Origin of the sequence: Paraburkholderia bonniea, assembly GCF_009455625.1 — a bacterium.
In the GTDB taxonomy this organism is placed as follows: domain Bacteria; phylum Pseudomonadota; class Gammaproteobacteria; order Burkholderiales; family Burkholderiaceae; genus Paraburkholderia; species Paraburkholderia bonniea.
Genome location: NZ_QPEQ01000001.1, coordinates 1,722,711 through 1,742,712 on the forward strand (window position 1 = coordinate 1,722,711; position 20,002 = coordinate 1,742,712).

General features: G+C 57.0%; 16 protein-coding genes and 1 tRNA gene. 7 read left to right on the forward strand and 10 right to left on the reverse strand.

Annotated features, from left to right (window positions below; genetic code table 11):
• Nucleotides 1–22 precede the first annotated feature (22 nt).
• The 3 genes from GH656_RS07580 to GH656_RS07590 all read left to right on the forward strand — a co-directional run bounded on the left by GH656_RS07580 (nucleotide 23) and on the right by GH656_RS07590 (nucleotide 5,202).
• Entirely contained in the window at nucleotides 23–1,747 is a 1,725-nt protein-coding gene (locus tag GH656_RS07580; RefSeq protein WP_153075315.1) for a ShlB/FhaC/HecB family hemolysin secretion/activation protein, read from the forward strand.
• 260 nt (nucleotides 1,748–2,007) lie between these two features.
• Nucleotides 2,008–2,574 carry a DUF6013 family protein gene (locus tag GH656_RS07585; protein WP_153075316.1) on the forward strand — a complete coding sequence of 189 codons (567 nt, stop codon included), beginning with the start codon at nucleotides 2,008–2,010 and terminating at the stop codon, nucleotides 2,572–2,574.
• A gap of 261 nt (nucleotides 2,575–2,835) precedes the next feature.
• The gene (locus tag GH656_RS07590) at nucleotides 2,836–5,202 is read left to right on the forward strand and encodes an AsmA family protein (protein ID WP_153075317.1); all 2,367 of its coding nucleotides are present in this window, start codon (nucleotides 2,836–2,838) and stop codon (nucleotides 5,200–5,202) included.
• 110 nt (nucleotides 5,203–5,312) lie between these two features.
• On the opposite strand, the gene mscL is transcribed toward GH656_RS07590, so the two are convergent.
• The 4 genes from mscL to mfd form a co-directional block, all read right to left on the reverse strand.
• On the reverse strand, nucleotides 5,313–5,750 hold the full coding sequence (mscL, locus tag GH656_RS07595; protein ID WP_153075318.1) for a large conductance mechanosensitive channel protein MscL: 438 nt from the start codon (nucleotides 5,748–5,750) through the stop codon (nucleotides 5,313–5,315).
• A gap of 84 nt (nucleotides 5,751–5,834) precedes the next feature.
• Nucleotides 5,835–6,854, reverse strand: coding sequence for a pyridoxal-phosphate dependent enzyme (locus GH656_RS07600; protein ID WP_153075319.1), 1,020 nt, complete (start codon nucleotides 6,852–6,854; stop codon nucleotides 5,835–5,837).
• A gap of 89 nt (nucleotides 6,855–6,943) precedes the next feature.
• Nucleotides 6,944–8,176 (reverse strand): acetylornithine deacetylase, encoded by a 1,233-nt coding sequence (gene argE, locus GH656_RS07605; RefSeq protein ID WP_153075320.1) that lies wholly within the window; start codon nucleotides 8,174–8,176, stop codon nucleotides 6,944–6,946.
• Nucleotides 8,177–8,303: 127 nt separating this feature from the next.
• Nucleotides 8,304–11,798: a transcription-repair coupling factor gene (gene mfd, locus GH656_RS07610; protein ID WP_174769711.1), complete on the reverse strand. Its 3,495-nt coding sequence runs from the start codon at nucleotides 11,796–11,798 to the stop codon at nucleotides 8,304–8,306.
• Nucleotides 11,799–11,918: 120 nt separating this feature from the next.
• Between mfd and ispD the strand changes: the two genes are divergently transcribed.
• On the forward strand, nucleotides 11,919–12,629 hold the full coding sequence (gene ispD, locus GH656_RS07615; protein ID WP_153075321.1) for a 2-C-methyl-D-erythritol 4-phosphate cytidylyltransferase: 711 nt from the start codon (nucleotides 11,919–11,921) through the stop codon (nucleotides 12,627–12,629).
• A 46-nt stretch (nucleotides 12,630–12,675) separates the two neighbouring features.
• The gene (gene ispF, locus GH656_RS07620) at nucleotides 12,676–13,155 is read left to right on the forward strand and encodes a 2-C-methyl-D-erythritol 2,4-cyclodiphosphate synthase (protein WP_153075322.1); all 480 of its coding nucleotides are present in this window, start codon (nucleotides 12,676–12,678) and stop codon (nucleotides 13,153–13,155) included.
• A 207-nt stretch (nucleotides 13,156–13,362) separates the two neighbouring features.
• Here ispF and GH656_RS07625 read toward each other — a convergent pair whose 3' ends face one another.
• The 4 genes from GH656_RS07625 to ompR all read right to left on the reverse strand — a co-directional run bounded on the left by GH656_RS07625 (nucleotide 13,363) and on the right by ompR (nucleotide 16,766).
• Nucleotides 13,363–13,887 (reverse strand): carboxymuconolactone decarboxylase family protein, encoded by a 525-nt coding sequence (locus tag GH656_RS07625; RefSeq protein ID WP_153075323.1) that lies wholly within the window; start codon nucleotides 13,885–13,887, stop codon nucleotides 13,363–13,365.
• Between the two features lie 74 nt (nucleotides 13,888–13,961).
• A complete protein-coding gene (locus tag GH656_RS07630) occupies nucleotides 13,962–14,510 on the reverse strand; it encodes a peroxiredoxin (protein WP_153075324.1) in 549 nt (182 codons plus the stop codon).
• A 145-nt stretch (nucleotides 14,511–14,655) separates the two neighbouring features.
• On the reverse strand, nucleotides 14,656–16,005 hold the full coding sequence (locus GH656_RS07635; protein ID WP_153075325.1) for an ATP-binding protein: 1,350 nt from the start codon (nucleotides 16,003–16,005) through the stop codon (nucleotides 14,656–14,658).
• Nucleotides 16,006–16,040: 35 nt separating this feature from the next.
• Nucleotides 16,041–16,766, reverse strand: coding sequence for an osmolarity response regulator transcription factor OmpR (gene ompR, locus GH656_RS07640; protein WP_153075326.1), 726 nt, complete (start codon nucleotides 16,764–16,766; stop codon nucleotides 16,041–16,043).
• 262 nt (nucleotides 16,767–17,028) lie between these two features.
• Here ompR and GH656_RS07645 point away from each other — a divergent pair, with 262 nt between their 5' ends.
• A complete protein-coding gene (locus GH656_RS07645; RefSeq protein ID WP_153075327.1) occupies nucleotides 17,029–17,364 on the forward strand; it encodes a hypothetical protein in 336 nt (111 codons plus the stop codon).
• Between the two features lie 243 nt (nucleotides 17,365–17,607).
• Here GH656_RS07645 and GH656_RS07650 read toward each other — a convergent pair.
• Nucleotides 17,608–17,694 (reverse strand) — tRNA-Leu (locus tag GH656_RS07650).
• Nucleotides 17,695–17,936: 242 nt separating this feature from the next.
• Between GH656_RS07650 and GH656_RS07655 the strand changes: the two genes are divergently transcribed.
• Nucleotides 17,937–18,770 carry a squalene/phytoene synthase family protein gene (locus tag GH656_RS07655; protein WP_153076596.1) on the forward strand — a complete coding sequence of 278 codons (834 nt, stop codon included), beginning with the start codon at nucleotides 17,937–17,939 and terminating at the stop codon, nucleotides 18,768–18,770.
• A 52-nt stretch (nucleotides 18,771–18,822) separates the two neighbouring features.
• Here GH656_RS07655 and GH656_RS07660 read toward each other — a convergent pair whose 3' ends face one another.
• Nucleotides 18,823–19,965 carry a glycerate kinase gene (locus GH656_RS07660; RefSeq protein WP_153075328.1) on the reverse strand — a complete coding sequence of 381 codons (1,143 nt, stop codon included), beginning with the start codon at nucleotides 19,963–19,965 and terminating at the stop codon, nucleotides 18,823–18,825.
• Nucleotides 19,966–20,002 lie beyond the last annotated feature (37 nt).

Sequence of the window (20,002 nt, forward strand, 5' to 3'; positions counted from 1 at the left end):
GTCTGAAGGGCGTGTCTTGTACATGAAAATCTCATCTAAATTTCTTGCCTCCTGGATTATTGTGTCCGGGGTCTCCGGACTATCTGCGGCTCACGCGCAAAGTGCTCCGGGTACAGCAATCCGTTTTGTGCCTGGCATGTTGCCATCAACCGGCTCGTTGCTTCAAAGCACACCTGACTTGCTGGTTCCCGATGCGCCTCGATCGAATACTCCGGTTGAACCGGTAGAAATACACAAAGCCGCACCGTCAGAGAGTACGAAAGGTGAGGTGATTCACGTCGTGCGCATTGAGGTGGACGATGTGCCGCCGGCATTACAGTCACGCGTCAATTCAATTGTTGCTGCCTATCAGGATCGCAATCTGACTTTTGGCGAGCTCCGTGACATTGCGGCAGAGATCTCTGAGGCCCTTGTTTCGGCTGGAGAGGCGCTGAGTTACGCGATGATTCCTCCGCAGAAGGTCGAGGGTGGTGTGATTCGTATGGCGGTCATTAGTGGCCATCTGGAATCCGTTGTATTAGGAAAAAACAAGTCACGAGTCTCCGATACCGTACTTGAGCGGTATATGCAACGCATCCAGAACGAGTCGACCAATATCGTTCGTGCTCAAGCTGAAATTTCGCGCCTGGCTGATTTGCCTGGCATTGGCGGTATTTCTCCCGTACTGGCAGCTGGCACACAGCCTGGCGGCTCGATCTTGACGCTGGGTATTGCGGCGGAGCCCGCCGTTGAAGCAGTGCTAGTGGCCGACAATAATGGCTCGGAAACCACTGGAAGAAATCGCATCGGTTTTCAGTTCACGGCAAATAGCCCGTTAAAAATAGGAGACCGTTTCCAGTTCATGGGGTATGCCGCCCCCGATATTTTTCAGTTCACCAGTAACAGCAATAGTGGTTACACATTGCTTGGGCGTGCTTCTTACGATTTACCGATCGGCGCAGCGGGTATGCGCGCAGGCTTGGCTTTTGCCCGGGTGAATTACGCGTTGGGCGGGCTTTATAAAGGCATCGGCGATGGCAATGCGAATATCGTTACGCTCTATGCCAATAAGTCATTAATCCGCAAACATAACAATGATCTGTCGTTGAGCGCCAGTCTCGACTACAAATCCATGCGCGACACGATTGTCAGCAGTGACAACAAACGCTCCGATCTTGTCGCTGGCCTTCAAGTATCAGGTAACTACGGCAGCACGTTAGCCGGTCGGCCAAATGCAATTCAATATGAGGCCGGTATCGGTGCTGGCCGGATTGATAATCCCGATCCGTTCTGGGGCGTAAGCACGGATGGAAGGTTCTACAAGGCTACACAAAACGTGCGCGTCACTCAGTCGCTCGTCTCAGACGTGCTGCTTGAAATGGCCTGGAATGGCCAGCAGGCTAGCCGAACGCTCGACTCTGTGGAAAAAATGGCATTAGGTGGCCCAGGTGCTGTACGTGCCTACACGACCGATGCGGCGAGTGTTGATTCTGGCTGGATTGGGTCGGTGGTGCTGAGCACGGGTGTGCCGAAAGTAAAGGGCTTGCGTGCCCAGATTTTTTATGAAATGGCCCACGGTAAGCCGCAGAAATTTGGCGCACGTGGCGTGTCGCCCAGCGTCAATCTCAGCGGCTATGGCGCAGGGCTGAATTACACCGCGGGTAATCGTGCGAATGTCAGTATCAGCTATGCCCGTCCGATCAAAAGTATTGCAGCAGGTGGGCATGCTAGTGGCGCAGTCTGGGTGAATACGGCACTGAAGATATAAAACGCTGGTTTCTGCGTATGCCGATATGGCAGGTCCGTTGGTGAGGGATTAGTGTGGGCCTCTGGTGGCCTCGGGGTTCACATTTGAATCATTCAAGTGATTCAATCCTTCCGGAGGGGCTTGATTACCAGCGATGAAATCACCTCTAGAAAATTCGCGTGCTGTCGTGTGAGGCGTTAGACTGCCATGGAATCAGGCCAGCATAGTCGTATGACCGTGAATGGTCCCGGCCATGCGGCACACTACAGCGAGGTGACGATATGAGAGCGTGCTTTGCCTTATCAGCAGTATCTGTTTTTTCTGCGTCTGCCTGCCTGATCGGCATGAGCGTCGCGTTAAGTTCCGCAGCGCTGGCTGCACCGCCTATCACCATCACATCGCAGGCCGCGCTTGATGGACCGATTCGCTATAGCGTCAAAGTGACATCGGCGCAGTTCGGAAATACTCAAGAAACACGTTCAATCCGCTCGGGCCAGTCTGACGATTACACCTGGAAAACCGTGCCGCCAGGTGGTGCTGTGCCAGTCTCTAGTCAGTGTCCCGGTTATGAATCGATGGCGCTGGATGCCAACGGCGCGATGCTTCGTCAGGTTCAGTTGCGTGTCGCACCGGTGGTCAGCGCTGATGGGACGGCAACTATTCAGTTGAGCTTTCTGGCGCAAACACCGCGCGGCACAAAAGTTGTGACGAAATCAGCTAAAAAATTGAAATGCGCGGATAGCGTGAAACTAAGCCAGATAGTCCGCTTTTCGATGCCGACTGATGGCAGTAGCAAAACGCTTACGTTGAATGACGGAACTCAAATTACGCTCACCGCCCGGCGTTAAACCTTTCGATCTGGCCAGCAAATATGCCGCTTGCAATGCATCGCACCACGATGCATTGCAAGCGGCATGTTGTATCTGCGCCCACCCGCCTATTAAAATGCGGCGCTTGAAACGGGATGGCATCAGTTCGAGCGGGTCCTTTCCAGACGTCGATTGGCGTTGCCTGAACCCGGATTAAGCGACTGGCTTGAACACACATCTGCCTGAACCGGGCACGACCTGTGCTTGTCTATCGATAACGAAACAAACTGCGGAGCCCTCATGGCGGTGTCGCGCGCATGCGTAAAGAAAGCTGGAAAAATAATCGGATGGTTCGCGGTGGTGCTGGCCGTTCTGCTTGCAACATTGACCGTCTTTGTTCTGACCTTCAACTGGAATCATGCGCGTCCGTGGATTAACGACAAGGTGAGCCAGGCCATCGGCCGACCCTTTGCGATTGAGGGCGATCTAAAAATAGGCTGGCATCATCCAGCGGGCGAGAGTGGTTGGCAGGCTTGGGTGCCATGGCCTCGTTTTTCAGCCGAGACCATCACGGTGGCTAACCCGGACTGGGCTCGGGACAAACATTTCGCTACCCTCGAACAGATTTATTTCGATGTGAAGGCATTGCCCTTGTTGGCCCGCGATATCGTCATTCCCGCCATCAATCTGGTTAATCCTTCTGTCGATCTTGAGCGGCTGGCTGACGGGCGCAATAACTGGACTTTCAAGCTGGCTTCCTCATCAGAGCCATCAAGCTGGACGCTTCAGTTGCACGACATTGCTTTTGCCAAGGGCCATGTCAAATATTCCGACCAGAAGAGTAAAACTGACGTGGAGGTCGTGGTCGATACACTGGGCCAGCCTGTGCCATTGGGCGAGGTGATGAAAGCGCAGGAGACTGCGTCGCGCAAAGAGTCGGCCCAAGTGGTGGGCAAACAGGCTGCCAAGCGTCTCGCGGCTCAGGTCGAGACGGCTTCTGTGGCTGCGGCGTCAGCCGCATCCACCGCTTCTGCGCCAGCAGATGCTTCAGCCGCTTTGGCAGTATCGACTGCATCCGTTTCTGGCACCCATGCTGTGACCAAACCCGGCCGCCCAGAAAAAACTGTGCCAACCTATGCAATCGGCTGGACCGTTAAGGGTTCCTATAATCATCAGGCCGTGTCCGGTAAGGGAGCGGTGGGGGGCGTACTGGCCTTGCAGGATGCGAAACGGCCTTTTCCACTTCAGGCCGATGTGAAAGCGGGGGATCTGCATGTCGCTCTGGTTGGCACGCTGACAGATCCCGTCAATCTCGGGGCGATTGATCTGCGTTTGTGGCTGCAGGGTGTCAGCATGGCGCATCTGTATGCGTTGACGGGCGTGACCTTGCCAGACACGCCACCTTATGCAACCGATGGCCGCTTGATCGGCCAGTTCAAACGCGGTGGCAGTGTGTTTCGTTATGAAAACTTTACTGGCCGGGTAGGTGGCAGCGATCTGAATGGCACGCTGACCTATACCGCTCGTAAGCCGCGTCCGTCGTTGCAGGGTGAGCTGGTATCGAACGTCTTGCAGTTCTCCGACCTGGCACCGCTGATCGGTGCTGATAGCAACGCCAGTAAGGCAAAGCGTGGCGATACCACACGCCAGCCCACCGGCCGGGTGCTGCCGGTTGAAGCATTTCGCACCGAGCGCTGGAAGGCGATTGATGCGGATGTGAAATTTACCGGACGTCGTCTGATTAAAGACCCCAGCTTGCCAATTACCAATCTTTACACCCATGTGGTGATGAATAACGGCGTGCTTTCGTTTGAGCCGCTCAGTTTCGGCGTGGCAGGCGGCACGCTGACTTCGACGATTCACCTGGATGGCAGCGCGACGCCGCTGAAAGGACGTTTCTCGACGTCGGCCCGTCATTTGAAGCTCAAGCAGCTTTTGCCTGACGTCAAGACCATGCAAACGGCGCTGGGGGAAATCAATGGAGACGCGGCGCTCTCCGCGACAGGCAATTCTCCTGCGGCGCTGGCGGCCACCGCTAACGGCGAAATCAAAGCGGTAGTGATAGATGGGACGGTTAGCCGCTTGATTATGGAAGCAGCGGGTTTAAACGTCGCCAATGTGGTGTACGAAAAGCTCTTTGATGCCCGCGACGTCAAGATCAACTGTGCAGCAGCGGATTTTGTTGCCACGAATGGTGTGCTTGATTCACGAGTGTTCGCTCTGGATACGGCCGATGCGGTAATCAATATCGACGGCCATGTCAATTTGCGCGATGAATCGATGGATCTGGGCATTCATCCGCATACGAAGGGTTTCCGGGTGTTCTCATTGCGCTCACCGCTTTATGTGAAGGGCACCTTCAAAGACCCACATGTCGGTGTCGATGCGGGGGCATTGATGTTGCGTGGCGGGGCGATGATTGGTCTTGGGTTAATCAACCCGTTTGCCGCGCTGATTCCATTGATCGCGCCGAGCAATAACCAACCGCTGCCTTGTGCTGCGCTGATGTCGGAGATGCGGACTAAACCTGGCGCGCCGCCGCCAGGACAAAAGCAGAAATCCCGCGCGCCGCTACCGTTAAAACCGGTTCCCGATGCGGCCGCTAGCAAGCCTGCCGCACGCAATATCCAGCCTCCCGCAAATGCGGTTGATTACCGGGGCAGCTAGCACGAGGGCCTGAAGAATAAATGCCGTGATGAAATAAAAAATCCTGCCAGCAATATTGCTGGCAGGATTTTTTATTGAATGACTTGTTGCTTTGCGGTTTACTTCGCGGCCTACCTCGGCGTGTTTTTCAGTGAATCACGGATTTCACGCAACAGCAGAACATCTTCAGCGGGTTCCGCTACTTCGGCCACAGCCGGTTTGCGCAGGTTATTAATAAATTTCACCATCAGGAAAATGATGAAGGCAAGAATGACGAAATTGATGGCGACAGTAATGAACGAGCCATAACCAAAGACGGCTACACCAGCTGTCTGTAAATCCTTGTATGACTCAGGATTGCCCTTGAAGCCCTCAGGAATATGGCCGAGCAAAATAAATTTGTTGGAAAAATCGAGGCCGCCGGTTGCAATGCCGACCACCGGCATAATCAGGTCTTTCACAATCGAATTAACAATGGTGGAAAATGCGCCGCCAATAATGACACCCACGGCCAGATCCATCACATTGCCTTTAAGGGCAAACTCCTTGAATTCCTTAATCATGCTCATATGAGATTCCTTATTAAAGTGAGTGGCGCAATGATAGCCAACACACGTTGCAACGGGTAGTTTTTTGTTAATGAAAGGGTTTTGTTAATTAGAGCCCGTTATATTGGCTGTCTGTGCGGCAAAGCTGGCCGGATCCGTGTGGGAGCCGCATAGCAGCACGCCAACTCGTTTGCCTTGCAACGTTTCACGTAAAGGCCCAAGTAGCGCGGCAGTGGCAGCCGCGCAAGCTGGTTCAAGCGCGAGTTTGAGCTGATCGAACAGCATCAGCATGCTGGCGCGCAATTGATCGTCGGTTACGGTGACAAGACCATCAATATGCCGTCGGCATAACTCGTAGCTATATTCCTCGGTGTGCGGTGCCATTAATGAATCAGCAATGGAATGCATCGCACCCATTTTCACCGTGTGATTAGCCGCAAAACTTTTACCCATTGCATTTGATTCTTCCGGCTCGACGCCATAGATCTGCACGCGCGGATTGGCAAGCTTCAAGGCTGTGGCGATACCCGCAGCCAGACCACCACCACCCACTGGCACGATCACCGCATCGAGATCGGGCGTTTGTGTGGCCCATTCGTAACCGAGCGTCGCGGTGCCCAGGATAGTGCGGTAGCCATTAAACGGATGAACGAAATAGCGACCTTCCTCGGCCTCGATACGGCGCACGATGTCAAACGCCTGCGGCCCGGTTCCTGCCATCACGATATCGGCACCATAGCGCTTGCACCACGCGATGCGCGCCGGATGCGCGGAGCGAAACAGCACGACCTTGGCGCTGATGCCTAGCCGCATTGCGGCATAGGCGACTGCAACCGCATGATTGCCACCCGAGACGCACGTGACACCAGCGCTGCGTTGCGCTTTTTCCAGCGCGAGCATATGAGTGAATGCACCGCGCGTCTTGAAGCTGCCGCCTGCCTGAAGCAGCTCGAACTTGAAGTTGACGAGCGTGCCGTCAAGCGATGGAAAATCCAGCCGGTCAAAGGTGGGCGTGCGAGCGACCCACGGTGTCAGGGTGAAATGCTGCGCCGCGATGTCGTCAAGGGTTGGGATCGGCTCACCGTCGATGGTGTGGTCGGTGTGCCGGGGCAGTGCGCTAGACATGGTGTTTTAAGCCGAATGAGGAAGAAAGTGCGGGTGGCCTGGGTGGCTGCAAAGCGGTAGCAAAGCAGCTACAAAGCGACCACAAAGGCTCAAGCCAGTTGCGCGTCAACCGACATGCTATGGATGAACTTTTGCAGAAAACGTTCGCACTCGGTGAGCTGTTCGAGCGCGACAAACTCATTTGCCTTGTGCGCCTGCTGAATATCGCCGGGCCCACACACAATGCTAGGAATGCCCGCTAGCGCAAACAGACCCGCCTCGGTGCCATATGCGACCTTGCGCTTGCTCTGGTCGGCCGTGAGTGCCCGTACGAGTGTAGTAATGGCGGCCTGTTCTGCTTCGTCAAGCCCTGGCGCAGCGGCGATCTGGGTGAACTCGATGGCCGCGGACGCATGTTCGCGCTGCATTTGCGGCAGCAGTGTTGTGCGTGCGTACTGATCTATGCGGGCGAAAATTTCGGCTGGGTTCAGAGTTGGCAGATTGCGGAACTCGAATGTGAAACGGCATTCAGCTGGGACGGTGTTGAGCGAGTTGCCGCCTTCGATCAGGCTGGTCTGTGCGGTGGTGAACGGCACGTCGTAATGCTCATCGAACGGCCCTTGCGCGCGAAACTGGGTGGCCATGTCGCGGATGTGGCAGATCAGACGGGCCGCGTATTCGATAGCATTCAAGCCTTGCGGTGTGAGTGACGAATGCGCCGCATGCCCGCGCACGCAGCACTGGTACGCGTTAATGCCCTTGTGGGCGACAACCGGCAGCATGGAGGTAGGTTCACCGACGATGCAGCCGTCTGGCTTGATGCCACGTTTGAGCAAGTCGTCGATCATCAGCGGCGCGCCGACACAGCCCACTTCTTCGTCGAAGGACAACGCCAGGTGAATCGGTTTGGCCAGTTTCGTGCGCTGCATCTCGGGCACGAGCGTCAGTGCCGCGCCAATAAAACCCTTCATGTCACAGGTGCCGCGCCCATAAAGTTTGCCGTCACGAACTTCTGGCTTGAACGGATCGCTGTCCCAGCGCTGGCCATCGACGGGCACCACATCGGTATGTCCAGACAACACCACGCCGCCGTTGGTCGCGCCGTCATGCGCGGGGAGTGTGGCGAACAGGTTGGCCCACTTGCCGCTTGGATCATGAGTGAGCGTGGCGCTCACGCCGAGCGCACGCAACGCGTCGCGCACGGTTTCGATCAGGCCAAGATTGGGATTGCGGCTGACGGTATCCATGGATACGAGCCGGGTGACCCAGGGCAGTGAGGCAGGGGATGCAGCAGAAGAGGTAGAAGCAGAAGCAGAACGGGCCGACTCAGCAGTTTGAGACATGTTAGAACTCCGGCATACAGAATTTTCGATCATACCCAAAAAGCAGGGGATGGACTAAGGCCCTTATGTAGCAAGGCGCAAGCAGATAAATTCGGCCATCGCCGCAGGTTGGTCGCGGCCGTTTGTATCAACTGGTTTTGCGCACGGGCGCACCGAGCGCGCGCAGCGTTTCCTTGACCGTTGCGACCCGTATCGCCAGATCGGGGCTACGCGTTTCGATACGCAGCTTGTCCTGGCCCGCGAGCTTGATGTGCTTGTGTTTTTGCACCATTTCGATAATGCGCATCGCATCAATGGGCGGATTCGGAATGAACTGCATGCCGATCACGCTTTCGCCTGCGTCGATCTTCGACAAGCCCAGCGGTTTGGCGAGCAGTCGTAGCCGGTGCGTTTCGACCAGCGCCTGGGCCGGCTGCGGCAGCTTGCCGAAGCGGTCGATCAGTTCTTCGTGAATGCTGTCGATCAGGTCATCGTGCTCGCAGCTTGCCAGCCGCTTGTATAGCGATAGCCTTTCCTGGACATCACCGCAGTAGTCGGCAGGCAAGATCGCAGGGGTGTGCAGGTTGATCTCGGTGGTAGCGGCCAGAGGCGCATTCAGATCGGGTTCACGGCCTTCCTTGAGTGCTTTGACGGCATCGTTGAGCATGTCGGTGTAAAGCTGAAAACCGATCTCGTGAATTTCGCCCGACTGCTTGTCGCCCAGCACCTCGCCCGTGCCGCGAATTTCGAGGTCATGCATTGCCAGATAAAAGCCCGCGCCCAGCTCTTCCATCTGCTGGATGGCATCGAGACGCCGCTGCCCCTGCTTGGTCAGGCCTTGCGGGTCATGCACCAGCAGGTACGAATACGCCTGGTGATGTGAGCGCCCGACGCGGCCACGCAACTGGTGCAACTGCGCGAGGCCAAATTTGTCCGCGCGATGAATCAGGATCGTGTTGGCGCTGGGCACGTCGATGCCGGTTTCGATGATCGTGGTGCAAAGCAGGACGTTGGCGCGCTGAGCCACAAAGTCGCGCATCACACGTTCCAGTTCGCGCTCGTGCATCTGGCCATGGGCCACGGCGATGCGCGCTTCGGGAACCAGCGCTTCGAGCATCGCCCGGCGGTTTTCGATGGTTTCAACTTCGTTATGCAGAAAATAGACCTGGCCGCCGCGTTTGAGCTCACGCAGCATGGCCTCGCGGATCACGCTGTCTTCCTCGCGGCGCAGGAAGGTTTTGATTGCCAGGCGCTTTTGCGGCGCGGTGGCGATGACCGAAAAGTCGCGCAATCCTTCGAGCGCCATACCCAGCGTGCGCGGAATCGGTGTGGCGGTGAGCGTCAGCACATCCACTTCGGCCCGCAAGGCCTTGAGCGCTTCTTTCTGCCGCACGCCAAAGCGATGCTCTTCGTCAATGATGACCAGACCCAGCCGCTTGAACTGAACATCGGCTGACAGCAGCTTGTGCGTGCCGATCACGATATCTATGCCGCCTTCGTTAATCTGCTGGATCGACGCGTTGATTTCTTTGGTTGACTTAAAGCGCGATAACTCAGCGATGCGCACTGGCCAATCGGAGAAACGGTCGGAGAAGGTTTGTGTGTGCTGTTCCGCGAGCAGGGTGGTGGGCGACAACAGCGCAACTTGCTTGCCACCCATGACCGCGATAAAGGCTGCACGCAGCGCGACTTCGGTCTTGCCAAAGCCGACGTCGCCGCAAACCAGCCGGTCCATGGGCTTGCCGCTGGTCATGTCGCCAATGACGGCCGCAATGGCCGCGGCCTGGTCGGGGGTTTCCTCAAAGCCGAAACTACCGGCGAATTTCGCGTAATCGCGCGCGTCTAGTGTGAAAGCGTGACCTTCACGCGCTGCCCGGCGGGCGTACAGGTTCAGGAGTTCAGCGGCGGTATCGCGGATCTGCGCGGCGGCCTTGCGCCGTGCCTTGTCCCACTGGCCAGAGCCGAGCGCATGCAGTGGCGCGCTGTCGGGGTCGGCACCGCTGTAACGCGAAATGACATGCAACTGCGCCACGGGGACATACAGTTTGCTGCTGGCGGAATACTCAAGATGCAGGAATTCGGTTTCGCCTTCGCCGAGATCCATCGTCACCAGGCCCAGATAGCGGCCAATGCCATGCTGCGCATGCACGACCGGATCACCCGGCTTCAGTTCGGAGAGATCGCGCACCATCGAGTCGACGTTGCTGGCCTGCTCTTGCCGCCGTCGTCCTGAGCGGCGCGCTAGCGGCCCGTAAAGCTCGGTTTCGGTGATGAGCGCAAGACCTTCGGCGGGCAACGCAAACCCGGTGGCGAGCGGTGCCACGCCGAGCGCAAACGGTGCGCTGGAGGTCAGCCAGTCTTCGTAGCTATCGCTTGATGCAGGCCGTAGCTGATGCTCGGTGAGCAATTGGGCGATGGTTTCACGGCGCCCTGCTGATTCAGCCAGAAACAGCACGCGATTTGGCGAGGTAGCCAGATAAGCGCGTAACGCTGCGAGTGGATCGTCAGCGTGGCGGTCGAGCGCGAGTGCCGGCAGCGGCGTGGCCCAGCCGCTGCTGTTAGAGGGGAGTACAAGGCGAGCAAACGGTTTGGCCAGCGTAAAAAAATCTTCGTCTGAAAGAAACAGCCGTTGCGGCTCAAGAATGGGCCGGTCGCGGTCATGAGACAAAAAGTTATAGCGCTGCCGGGTATCGGCCGTGAAACGCCGGATCGCGGTGTCCATGTCGCCGGTAAACACCAGTTGAGCTCCGGCGGGCAGATAGTGAAACAGCGTGGCGGTATCGTCGAAAAAAAGCGGCAAATAATATTCGATGCCAGCCGACGGGACGCCATTGCCGATGTCCTTGTAGATCGTCGCGCGGCTGGGGTCGCCCTCGAACACCTCACGCCAGCGGCTGCGAAACGCTGTCCGGGCGGCATCATCAAACGGGAACTCGCGGCCCGGCAGCAAGCGCACGTCGCGCACGGGATACAGGCTGCGCTGGGTATCCGGATCGAAGGCCCGGATGGAATCGACCTGATCGTCGAACAGGTCGATGCGATACGGCAACGGCGAGCCCATCGGAAAGAGGTCAATCAGCGAGCCACGCACGCAGTACTCACCAGGACGCACCACCTGGCTCACATGCTCATAGCCAGCGAGCGTCAGTTGCGCCTTGAAGCGCGCTTCATTCAGCCGCTCGCCCTGGCCAAACGAGAACGTGTAAGCCGCCATGAATGACGGCGGCGGCATGCGGTACAGCGCTGTGGTTGCCGGCACCAGCAGGATGTCGCAGCGCTCTTCACCCAGATCGTGCAGGGTGGCGAGCCGCTCTGACACGAGATCCTGATGAGGTGAGAAGGTGTCGTAGGGCAGTGTTTCCCAGTCGGGCAGCAACCGCACCCGCGCTTCGGGGGCGAAAAAACTGATTTCCTGCGAAAGCCGCTGGGCATCGGCGGCGTTCGCGCAGATCACTGCCAGCAGCGGCGCTTGTGCCCGATAGGCCAGGTGATAGCGGGCGATCAGTAGCGCATCGGACGAACCGAATGCGCCATCAAAAGCAAAACGCTGGCCCGTTTTGACGAGTGCGACCGGCGCGGTGGCAGTGCCGGTCGAAAGAGACGAGGGAGACGGGGACTGCGATGAAGCGGCGATGTCTGACATAGGGGGAAAAGGCAGCCGTAGGTTCACAGGTGAGCGGCAAGTTTACGCGTGTCGGGGCCAGGATGGTAAGGCGCTGTTATAAAATCCGCGCTTGACTTTGACTATGAGACGCCCGCCGCTGTGACTTCACGTTTTTTTGCCTTGATTCCGTGTGCGGGTACCGGTAGCCGTTCCGGTGCAGCAATGCCCAAGCAATATCGCAGTGTGGCCGGGCGTGATTTGCTGCATCACACGCTGGCTGCGTTCGACGCCTGTCATGAACTAGCCCAGACACTCGTCGTCATTGCCCCGGATGATGCTCATTTCGATGCGCGCCGTTTTGCTGGCCTGCGCTTTATCGTGCGCCGCTGCGGCGGTGCTTCACGTCAGGCGTCGGTGCTCAATGGCCTGCATGCGCTGGCGGAGTTTGGCGCAGACGACAACGACTGGGTGCTGGTACATGACGCCGCGCGCCCGGGCATTACCCCGGGCCTGATTCGCACATTAATCGGGGTGCTAAAAGATGATCCCGTTGGCGGCATCGTCGCGCTGCCGGTGGCCGATACACTCAAACGCGTCGCCCCCGATAGTGGGGGGCGGATCGCTCGCACAGAAGCGCGTGATGGGCTGTGGCAAGCGCAAACGCCGCAGATGTTTCGCGTGGGCATGTTGCGTGACGCTATTCTGGACGCTCAGCGCAACGGCCATGATCTGACTGATGAAGCCAGCGCCATCGAATGGCTGGGCCATGCACCGCAGCTGGTGCAAGGCAGCTTGAGCAATTTCAAGGTGACCTATCCTGAGGACTTCGATCTTGCTGACGCAATGTTGCGCTGGCAGGGCGGATCCTGAGCCGTTTGGTTCAATTCAATCAACCCGTAACCCAAGGTTTCTCGCTATGGATTTAAGAGTCGGACAGGGATATGACGTGCATGCGCTCGTGCCAGGGCGTCCACTGGTGCTGGGCGGTGTCATGGTTCCTTATGAACGCGGCCTGCTGGGCCATTCAGATGCTGATGCGCTGCTGCATGCACTGACCGACGCGTTGTTTGGTGCAGCGGCCCTGGGCGACATTGGCCGGCATTTTCCAGATACCGATCCGCATTTTGCGGGCGCAGACAGCCGGGCGTTATTGCGTGAATGCGCAGTACGGCTGCAAAAAGCGGGTTTTACGATTGTGAATGTGGATACCACAGTCATCACCCAGGCACCGAAGCTGGCACCGCATATCGACGCGATGCGGGCCAATATTGCGGCTGATCTCAAGCTACCGCTTGAGCGAGTGAATGTGAAAGCCAAGACCAACGAAAAGCTCGGCTATCTCGGGCGAGGCGAGGCCATCGAGGCTCAGGCCATCGCGCTGCTGATGAAGCGCTGAGATTTGAGGCACTGAAGCGCCGTCCTGGCACATTCATTAGAAGGCTGGCTGAATGCCCGAATGCCCGAATGCCTGAATCGAATGTGAAGTCGTTAAAAAAACACCATGTGGCGTATGACCACATGGTGTTTTCTTTTGGCGGGTGCTGGTTGCTTCATGGCTTTGGTGCACGTGTGAAGTGCACGTGTAAAGCACCGCACTCACGCCTTACTTGCCTTCGGCTGCAATGACGAGTGCCGCTGCATTGATAACCGAGGCGATCCGGCCAATGTCACGCAACTGCGTGGAGCTCATTCCTTCGTTGACCAGCGTATCGAAGTGCGATTTCACACAGAAGTGGCACTTGCCGATGATCGAAGCTGCCAGCGCGTACATTTCGAAGCGGCGTTTATCCACACCACCGTGCGTCGCATAGGCATTCATACGCAAACCGGCTGGTTGGGATTTCAGATCGGCATTGCCGGTCATCTCGACATACGGGTACCAGACGTTATTCATGCCCATCAAGGCGGAGGCAGTCAGCGCGCCGTTGGTTTCTTCTTCTGACAGCACACCTGCTTGACGAATCGCCGCGACCAGGGCCGGGCTTTGTGCTGCGAAAGCCGCAGCCAGGGCTACGCCAACCGCATCATTGCCTTCCAGTGACGAGCGGGCAATCGTGCCATCGAGGTTCAAGCGAATATCTTTTGCGTATTCGGGTACGAGATCTTTAATTGCAGATAAGAATTCCATTGATTTCTCCTATCGGGTTGCGGATAAAAAAGCCCGCCCTCTTTTTCAAGTTGGGGCGGGCTTGCACCGTAGATTTACAGTGTTGTGCCGCCAACTGCGCGGTTGCAAGGGCAGAGTTCATCCGTTTGCAGACCATCGAGAATACGCAGCACTTCTTCTGGATTACGGCCAACGTTCAGGTTATTCACTGAAACGTGCTGAATCGTGTTGTCGGGGTCGACGATGAAAGTGGCGCGCAATGCAACACCGGCTTCCTTGTCGCGCACGCCGAGCTGGTCGATCAATTCACCCTTGACATCGCCAAACGCATAGTGATTGAGCTTGTCCAGATCTTTGTGCTCACGACGCCATGCCAGCTTCACGAATTCGTTGTCAACGCTGCCGCCCATCAGGACCGCATCACGTTCTGCGAAATCTTTGGCCAGCTTGCCGAATTCAACGATTTCTGTCGGGCACACGAAGGTGAAGTCCTTCGGGTAGAAATAGATAATTTTCCATTTGCCCGGAAAAGATTGTTCAGTGATGTTTTCAAATGCCGATACGCCGTTTTCTTCGTGATTATTGAACCCCGGCTTGGCAGCGGTGACGGTGAAAGCTTCGAGTTTATCGCCCACGGTTTTCATGCGGAATACTCCTTGATGTGATGGAAAACAGCCTGATTAAGCTACCGGCCTGCTGTAACGTCTGCGTTACATGTGTCGAACTATACATCTATTGCAAACACATTAGCAATAGTTTTTTTATATCAAGACAGGTGGTGGGTGCTATTCAGGAATATTTTGCGGCCGGGAATTCGATTGAAACTTCGAGCCCGCTGTCTTGCGCGCGGTTGCGCAGCCGTAACGTGCCGCGATAACGATTGACCAGCCTTTGCACGATTGCCATGCCAAGGCCGGTGCCATTGGCCTGGGTGCGGGCTGAATCAACGCGATAGAACGGCCGGGTGACCAGTTGCAATTGATCTTCCGGGATACCTGGGCCTTCATCGGCAACCATTAGTTCAACGCCTGCATGTGATACACGCGTTTCCAGCATCACATGCGCGATGCCATCCTCCTCGCTCTGCCCGTACTTGCGGGCGTTCTCGAGCAGATTGTCGATGACCCGGCGGACATCGGTTTCGTTGGCTTCAATGACGGCAGTGGGCGCTAGCCGGGTGGTCAGATGCATACCCTCTTCGTTGCCGATGCGTGTGGCAAGCTCATCTGCGATGACAGACAGATCGACCGGTTCCAGCATTTTTTGCACCGGTCTTGCGTAATCGAGAAAACGGCCAATGATCATGTCCATTTGTTCGATGTCGTCATTCATCGCATCTTTGGTGGACTGATCGGATGGGCTCATTTCGGTTTCAAGCCGCAGACGCGCAAGCGGGGTGCGCAAATCATGTGAAATGCCCGCCAGCATCAACGCGCGATCCGCATCGAGCTGCTCCAGGTCACGCACCATCTGGTTAAAGCTGCGATTGGTTTCCGCTGCTACGCCCATGCCGCGCTCAGGTAATAGCCCCGGAGTCTGCCCTGAACCAACCTTGCGCGCAGCTAGCGCAAGGCGGGCAAAAGGCCGGTTGACCAGGCTAGTAATAAATGCGGCTCCAAACAGCGAGAGCGCTAGCGCGAAAACACCCCATCCAGCCCATTGCAGGCTACTGGCGTTGTCTAGCTGATCGCGGTCAAGCGCGACCCAGTAATCATCTTCGTCAATCTTGAAACTGATCCACACGCCGGGGATATCGTTGACCGACTGCGCAATGATGGTGCCATTGCCGAGCCGTCCACGAATGTCATGCTCGATGAGCCGGTTAAGTGATTCGTCTGGCTGGAGGCGAAATTTGTCGGAGGCTTCACGAGGATAGACGCGCACACCTTCATTGCTTTCCAGATCCTGAAGCAGGGCTCGGCGTAAGTCAGGATCGGAATAGAGCAGGGCTGTGCGTGTGAGCTTGACGATTGCGACGAGCTGTAACGCGACCCGCTGCGCGCGGGGCTCGCGTTCAATCACGCGAAAGCTTTGAAACCAGGCGGCCAGGCTGACGGCGATTAACAGCGCGATTAGCAGAAACGTACGCCAGAAGAGTCCGCCGAACGCGAGTGCCAGGATTCGCCGGTCAAGCCGCATGAGATTTGCCTGGACGCGGGATAGGGCCGGGCGCTTCAGTCTGCGCCATCAGGGATAAACACGTAACCCAGACCCCAAACCGTCTGGATAAAACGCGGGCTACCCGGATCAGGCTCGATCAGCTTGCGCAGACGGGAGATTTGCACGTCGAGACTCCGGTCGAACACTTCGTATTCGCGGCCACGTGCAAGCTCCATTAGCTTTTCGCGCGAAAGAGGTTGCCTTGGTTGGCGCGCGAATACTTTGAGTACAGAAAATTCGCCGGTCGTTAGCGGAATTTCCTGACCGGCTTTTGTCAGCGTGCGTGTAGCGAGGTTGAGAGCGAACTCGCCAAATTCGAAAACTTCGGTGGTTTCGGATGGCGCACCAGGCAACTCGGATGGCGACTGACGGCGTAGTACCGCATGAATTCGTGCCACGAGCTCGCGTGGATTGAAGGGTTTGGGAAGATAGTCATCCGCGCCCATTTCAAGGCCGACGATGCGGTCAACATCTTCGCCCTTGGCCGTTAGCATGATGATTGGCGTCCGGTCATTGTTGCCACGCAGACGCCGGCAGATTGATAAACCGTCTTCGCCTGGCAGCATCAGGTCGAGCACCAGAAGGTCAAAGCGTTCCCGTACCCAGAGCTTGTTCATCGCGGGAGCGTTTTCTGCGACGTAAACGTTAAATCCCTGTTCGCCAAGATAGCGGCGCAGCAGGTCACGCAAGCGTGGATCGTCGTCAACGACGAGAATTTTCGAAGGGTTTTTGATTTCCATGGGCGGCATCTTAGCGCGATTAGAAAAACGGACGCGTTTGCATTCTCGACGAGGTTACAGGCAGTTACAAAATTTACCCGTCCCGCATCATTGAGTAAAGGACGTGCGCGCAGAGTTCTTTACGGAATGTAGTTGTTCGGTAGATACTTCACCCGGCTAAAACGCGAGAGGTGCCGAGGCTGATGGCTAATGGCTGGGATGAGGTGCCATCTGGCGTATCTAAATCCGACGCAGCAATCTGCTGCGCGATGAAGGGAAAACGATGAAGGGAGGGCGGGATTCGCTTGTGTGCCGGGTTGTTGTCGCGCTAACCGTGTCGGGTATGTTCGCAGGCACGCTGAGTGCGGCTCCCGATTCTGCCCGGGCACCTGCAGAGCGTGCGGGCAAGGTGCGTCAGGCTTTCGTGCCGCTTTCAGCAAAACGGCCTCATCCGTCCCGTGCCACCCTTGTTCCGCGCGCTGCATCAGAGGCGGCGACGCCCACCTCAGGCCCCAACGATCCAGAAACACGTTCACGTGATGGACACATGACCCCTGATGAAAGGCGTCTGCTGCGCCAGCATATCGAAGAAGCGGTCCGCGAGCTGTATAAACGTTAAGCACGTTAAGCTGGATCCAAGCGGGAATACCTACTGTGAGCTGACGTAAAACCTGAGCGTTGCCAGATGTCTGAGAAGACGGCAATGGACAATCGAGGTGTGCGGCTTTCTTTAAATCAAATTGCGCACCTACGCCGCTGATATCGTGTGAAGCAATGCAATCGGAAAGCCAGCATGAGGGACAAGAAAAAAGCGGCAACCCATGACAGGTTGCCGCTTTTTTGGGCTTCTTCATCAGAAACCTGGTGCGAGGAGGGGGACTCGAACCCCCACACCATTGCTGGCGTCAGGACCTAAACCTGGTGCGTCTACCAATTTCGCCATCCTCGCAGCCGGACGAAGCAGAAGCGCCTCGCCCGATATCTGGCTTTATTCCTGAAGCAGGCTGCATGCGTAAAACGGTTACATGAGGTGCTGCCCGGGAACAGATCCGTGGAATTCTAACTGAATGATCTGTACTTGTCTGCATTTGCGGCAATAAGACGGTGCTACAATTTTTCCCCCTTTCAGGCGGGGGTTGTTTGCCCTACGCTCGCATCTCTTTCCCGTACCTCTCCCGCATCGCCATTGCCGTGAATTTCGACGATTATTGCCAGCAAAAAGCGGCTCCTCCGGGAAGCAGCACGTATTACGCGTTGAAGCGCGCACCAGCAACCTATCAGCCCCTTCTGACAGCGCTCTTTGCGCTGCGCAAGGAGTTTGAGGAAACAGTCAAGGAGATGAGCGATCCGGCAATCGGCCGCACCCGATTTGCATGGTGGCAACAGGAAATCGCGGCGCTAGCCGCTGGCCAGCCAACGCATCCAGTGTCGCAAGCGCTGGCGGCTCACGCTGAGAAAAACCCGCTGGAATATCCGGCACTGCAAGCGCTGCTTGCTGGCTACGCGATGGATCTCGACCAGGCGCGTTATCTCGACTATCCAAATTTGCGCCGCTATCTCAACAGTGTGGGAGGGGCATTTGCTGTGCTGGTTGCGCGTACTACAGCGCGTGATCCATTGCAGGCTAGTCAATGGGCAGCGCCTTTGGGCGAAGCGCTGATGCTGGCGCAAATCATTGACGAGCTGGGGCGCGACGCCCGGTGTGGACGCATTTATATTCCAGTCGATGAAATGCAGCGCTTCAATGTCATTGCTGCGGACCTGATTAATGGCCGCTATAGCGATGAGTTCACCAGCTTGATGCGGTTTCAGACGGCTCGTGCCCGTGATGCATTGCATCTGGCGCAAAGTACTGTGCCCGCCGCAGAGCGGCGCTGGCAAGGTACCTTGCGCGCGCAGGTCGCGTTAGCACTTGCGCTGCTCGATGAAATTGAGCGGGACGGCTATCAGGTGCTGCATCAGCGAGTTGCACTGACGCCGATTCGCAAGTTGTGGATTACGTGGCGCGCGACGTATGCGTCTTGAGACGTCTTGAATCGGGCGGTACGGCCTCGCACGGTTCATCAATCGTTTCCGGTTAGCTGTTGTATTTCAGGCGGGTAAGTTGCTCGGCCTCGTTAGCGAGCAGGCTTGCGGCATCGCGGAGAGCTGTTTCCAGGGTCATGGGCCCGGCGGCTGGCGAGAAGCATCCTGCAAAATATTCGGCCAGGAACGGCAGTGCTGCAGCGTCGACGGCACCAGAAAGTAACGTGGTGGGCACGCCCGCTGCATGGGCGTGACGGCAGGCGATAAACGGTGCTTTGCCGTGTAGCGTTTGCTGGTCCGAACGGCCTTCGCCGGTAATCAGCCAGTTTGCTCCGTCAAGCGCTGTATCGAGCCCGATATGACGGGCCACCACCTCCGCACCTGATTCGAACTGGGCTCCCAGCATCCGTAGCGCGAATCCGAGCCCACCTGCCGCACCCGCTCCGGGCATTGTGCTGGCGGAGCGGCCTAAGGCGGACTCCAAAAGCTCTGCGTAATGTGCGAGTACGGTGTCCAGAGATTTGATCTGGTCGGGCCTCACTCCTTTTTGCGGGCCAAATACGGCAGTCGCACCCTGTTCGCCACTTAGCGGATTGTTCACGTCAGACATGGCGATAAATGAGGTCTCTGCCAGCCGTGTGTCGAGTTGCGAAACGTCAATACGTGCAAGGTGCGCCAGTTGCGCAGGCACAGGCTGTAGTTCGTTGCCGTGAGCATCAAGAAATCGCACGCCTAGCCCGGCGAGCAGACCCGCTCCACCATCATTGGTGCTGCTTCCGCCAAGTGCGACAAAAAACTGCCGTACTCCGGTGTCCAGCAACGTGCGAATCGCATCGCCCATGCCACACGTGCTGCGGTTCTCGACAGGAATACCCATGCCGATGGGGTCGGTGATACCCACTATTTCTGCGGTTTCGATTACGCCATGGCCATCGGTTAGCAGCCCTGTTGCAGCCTGACGCAATACGCCAGCGGCACCTCGTACCGTTAGCACCTGCCGCTCGCCACCATGAACAAGCAGCGCATCCAGCGTGCCTTCGCCGCCGTCGGCCATTGGGCAGATGCGGATCACGGCATCTGCGCACGCACGCTGGATGCCAGAGGCAATGGCCCGCGCGGCTTCTTCTGCGCTGAGTGAACCTTTAAATGAGTCGGGAGCGATAACGATGACGGGCGCAGATAAGGAGTTCGGCATGACGTGCTGGGCCAGAAGAGAGTAACGGGGCACCAGC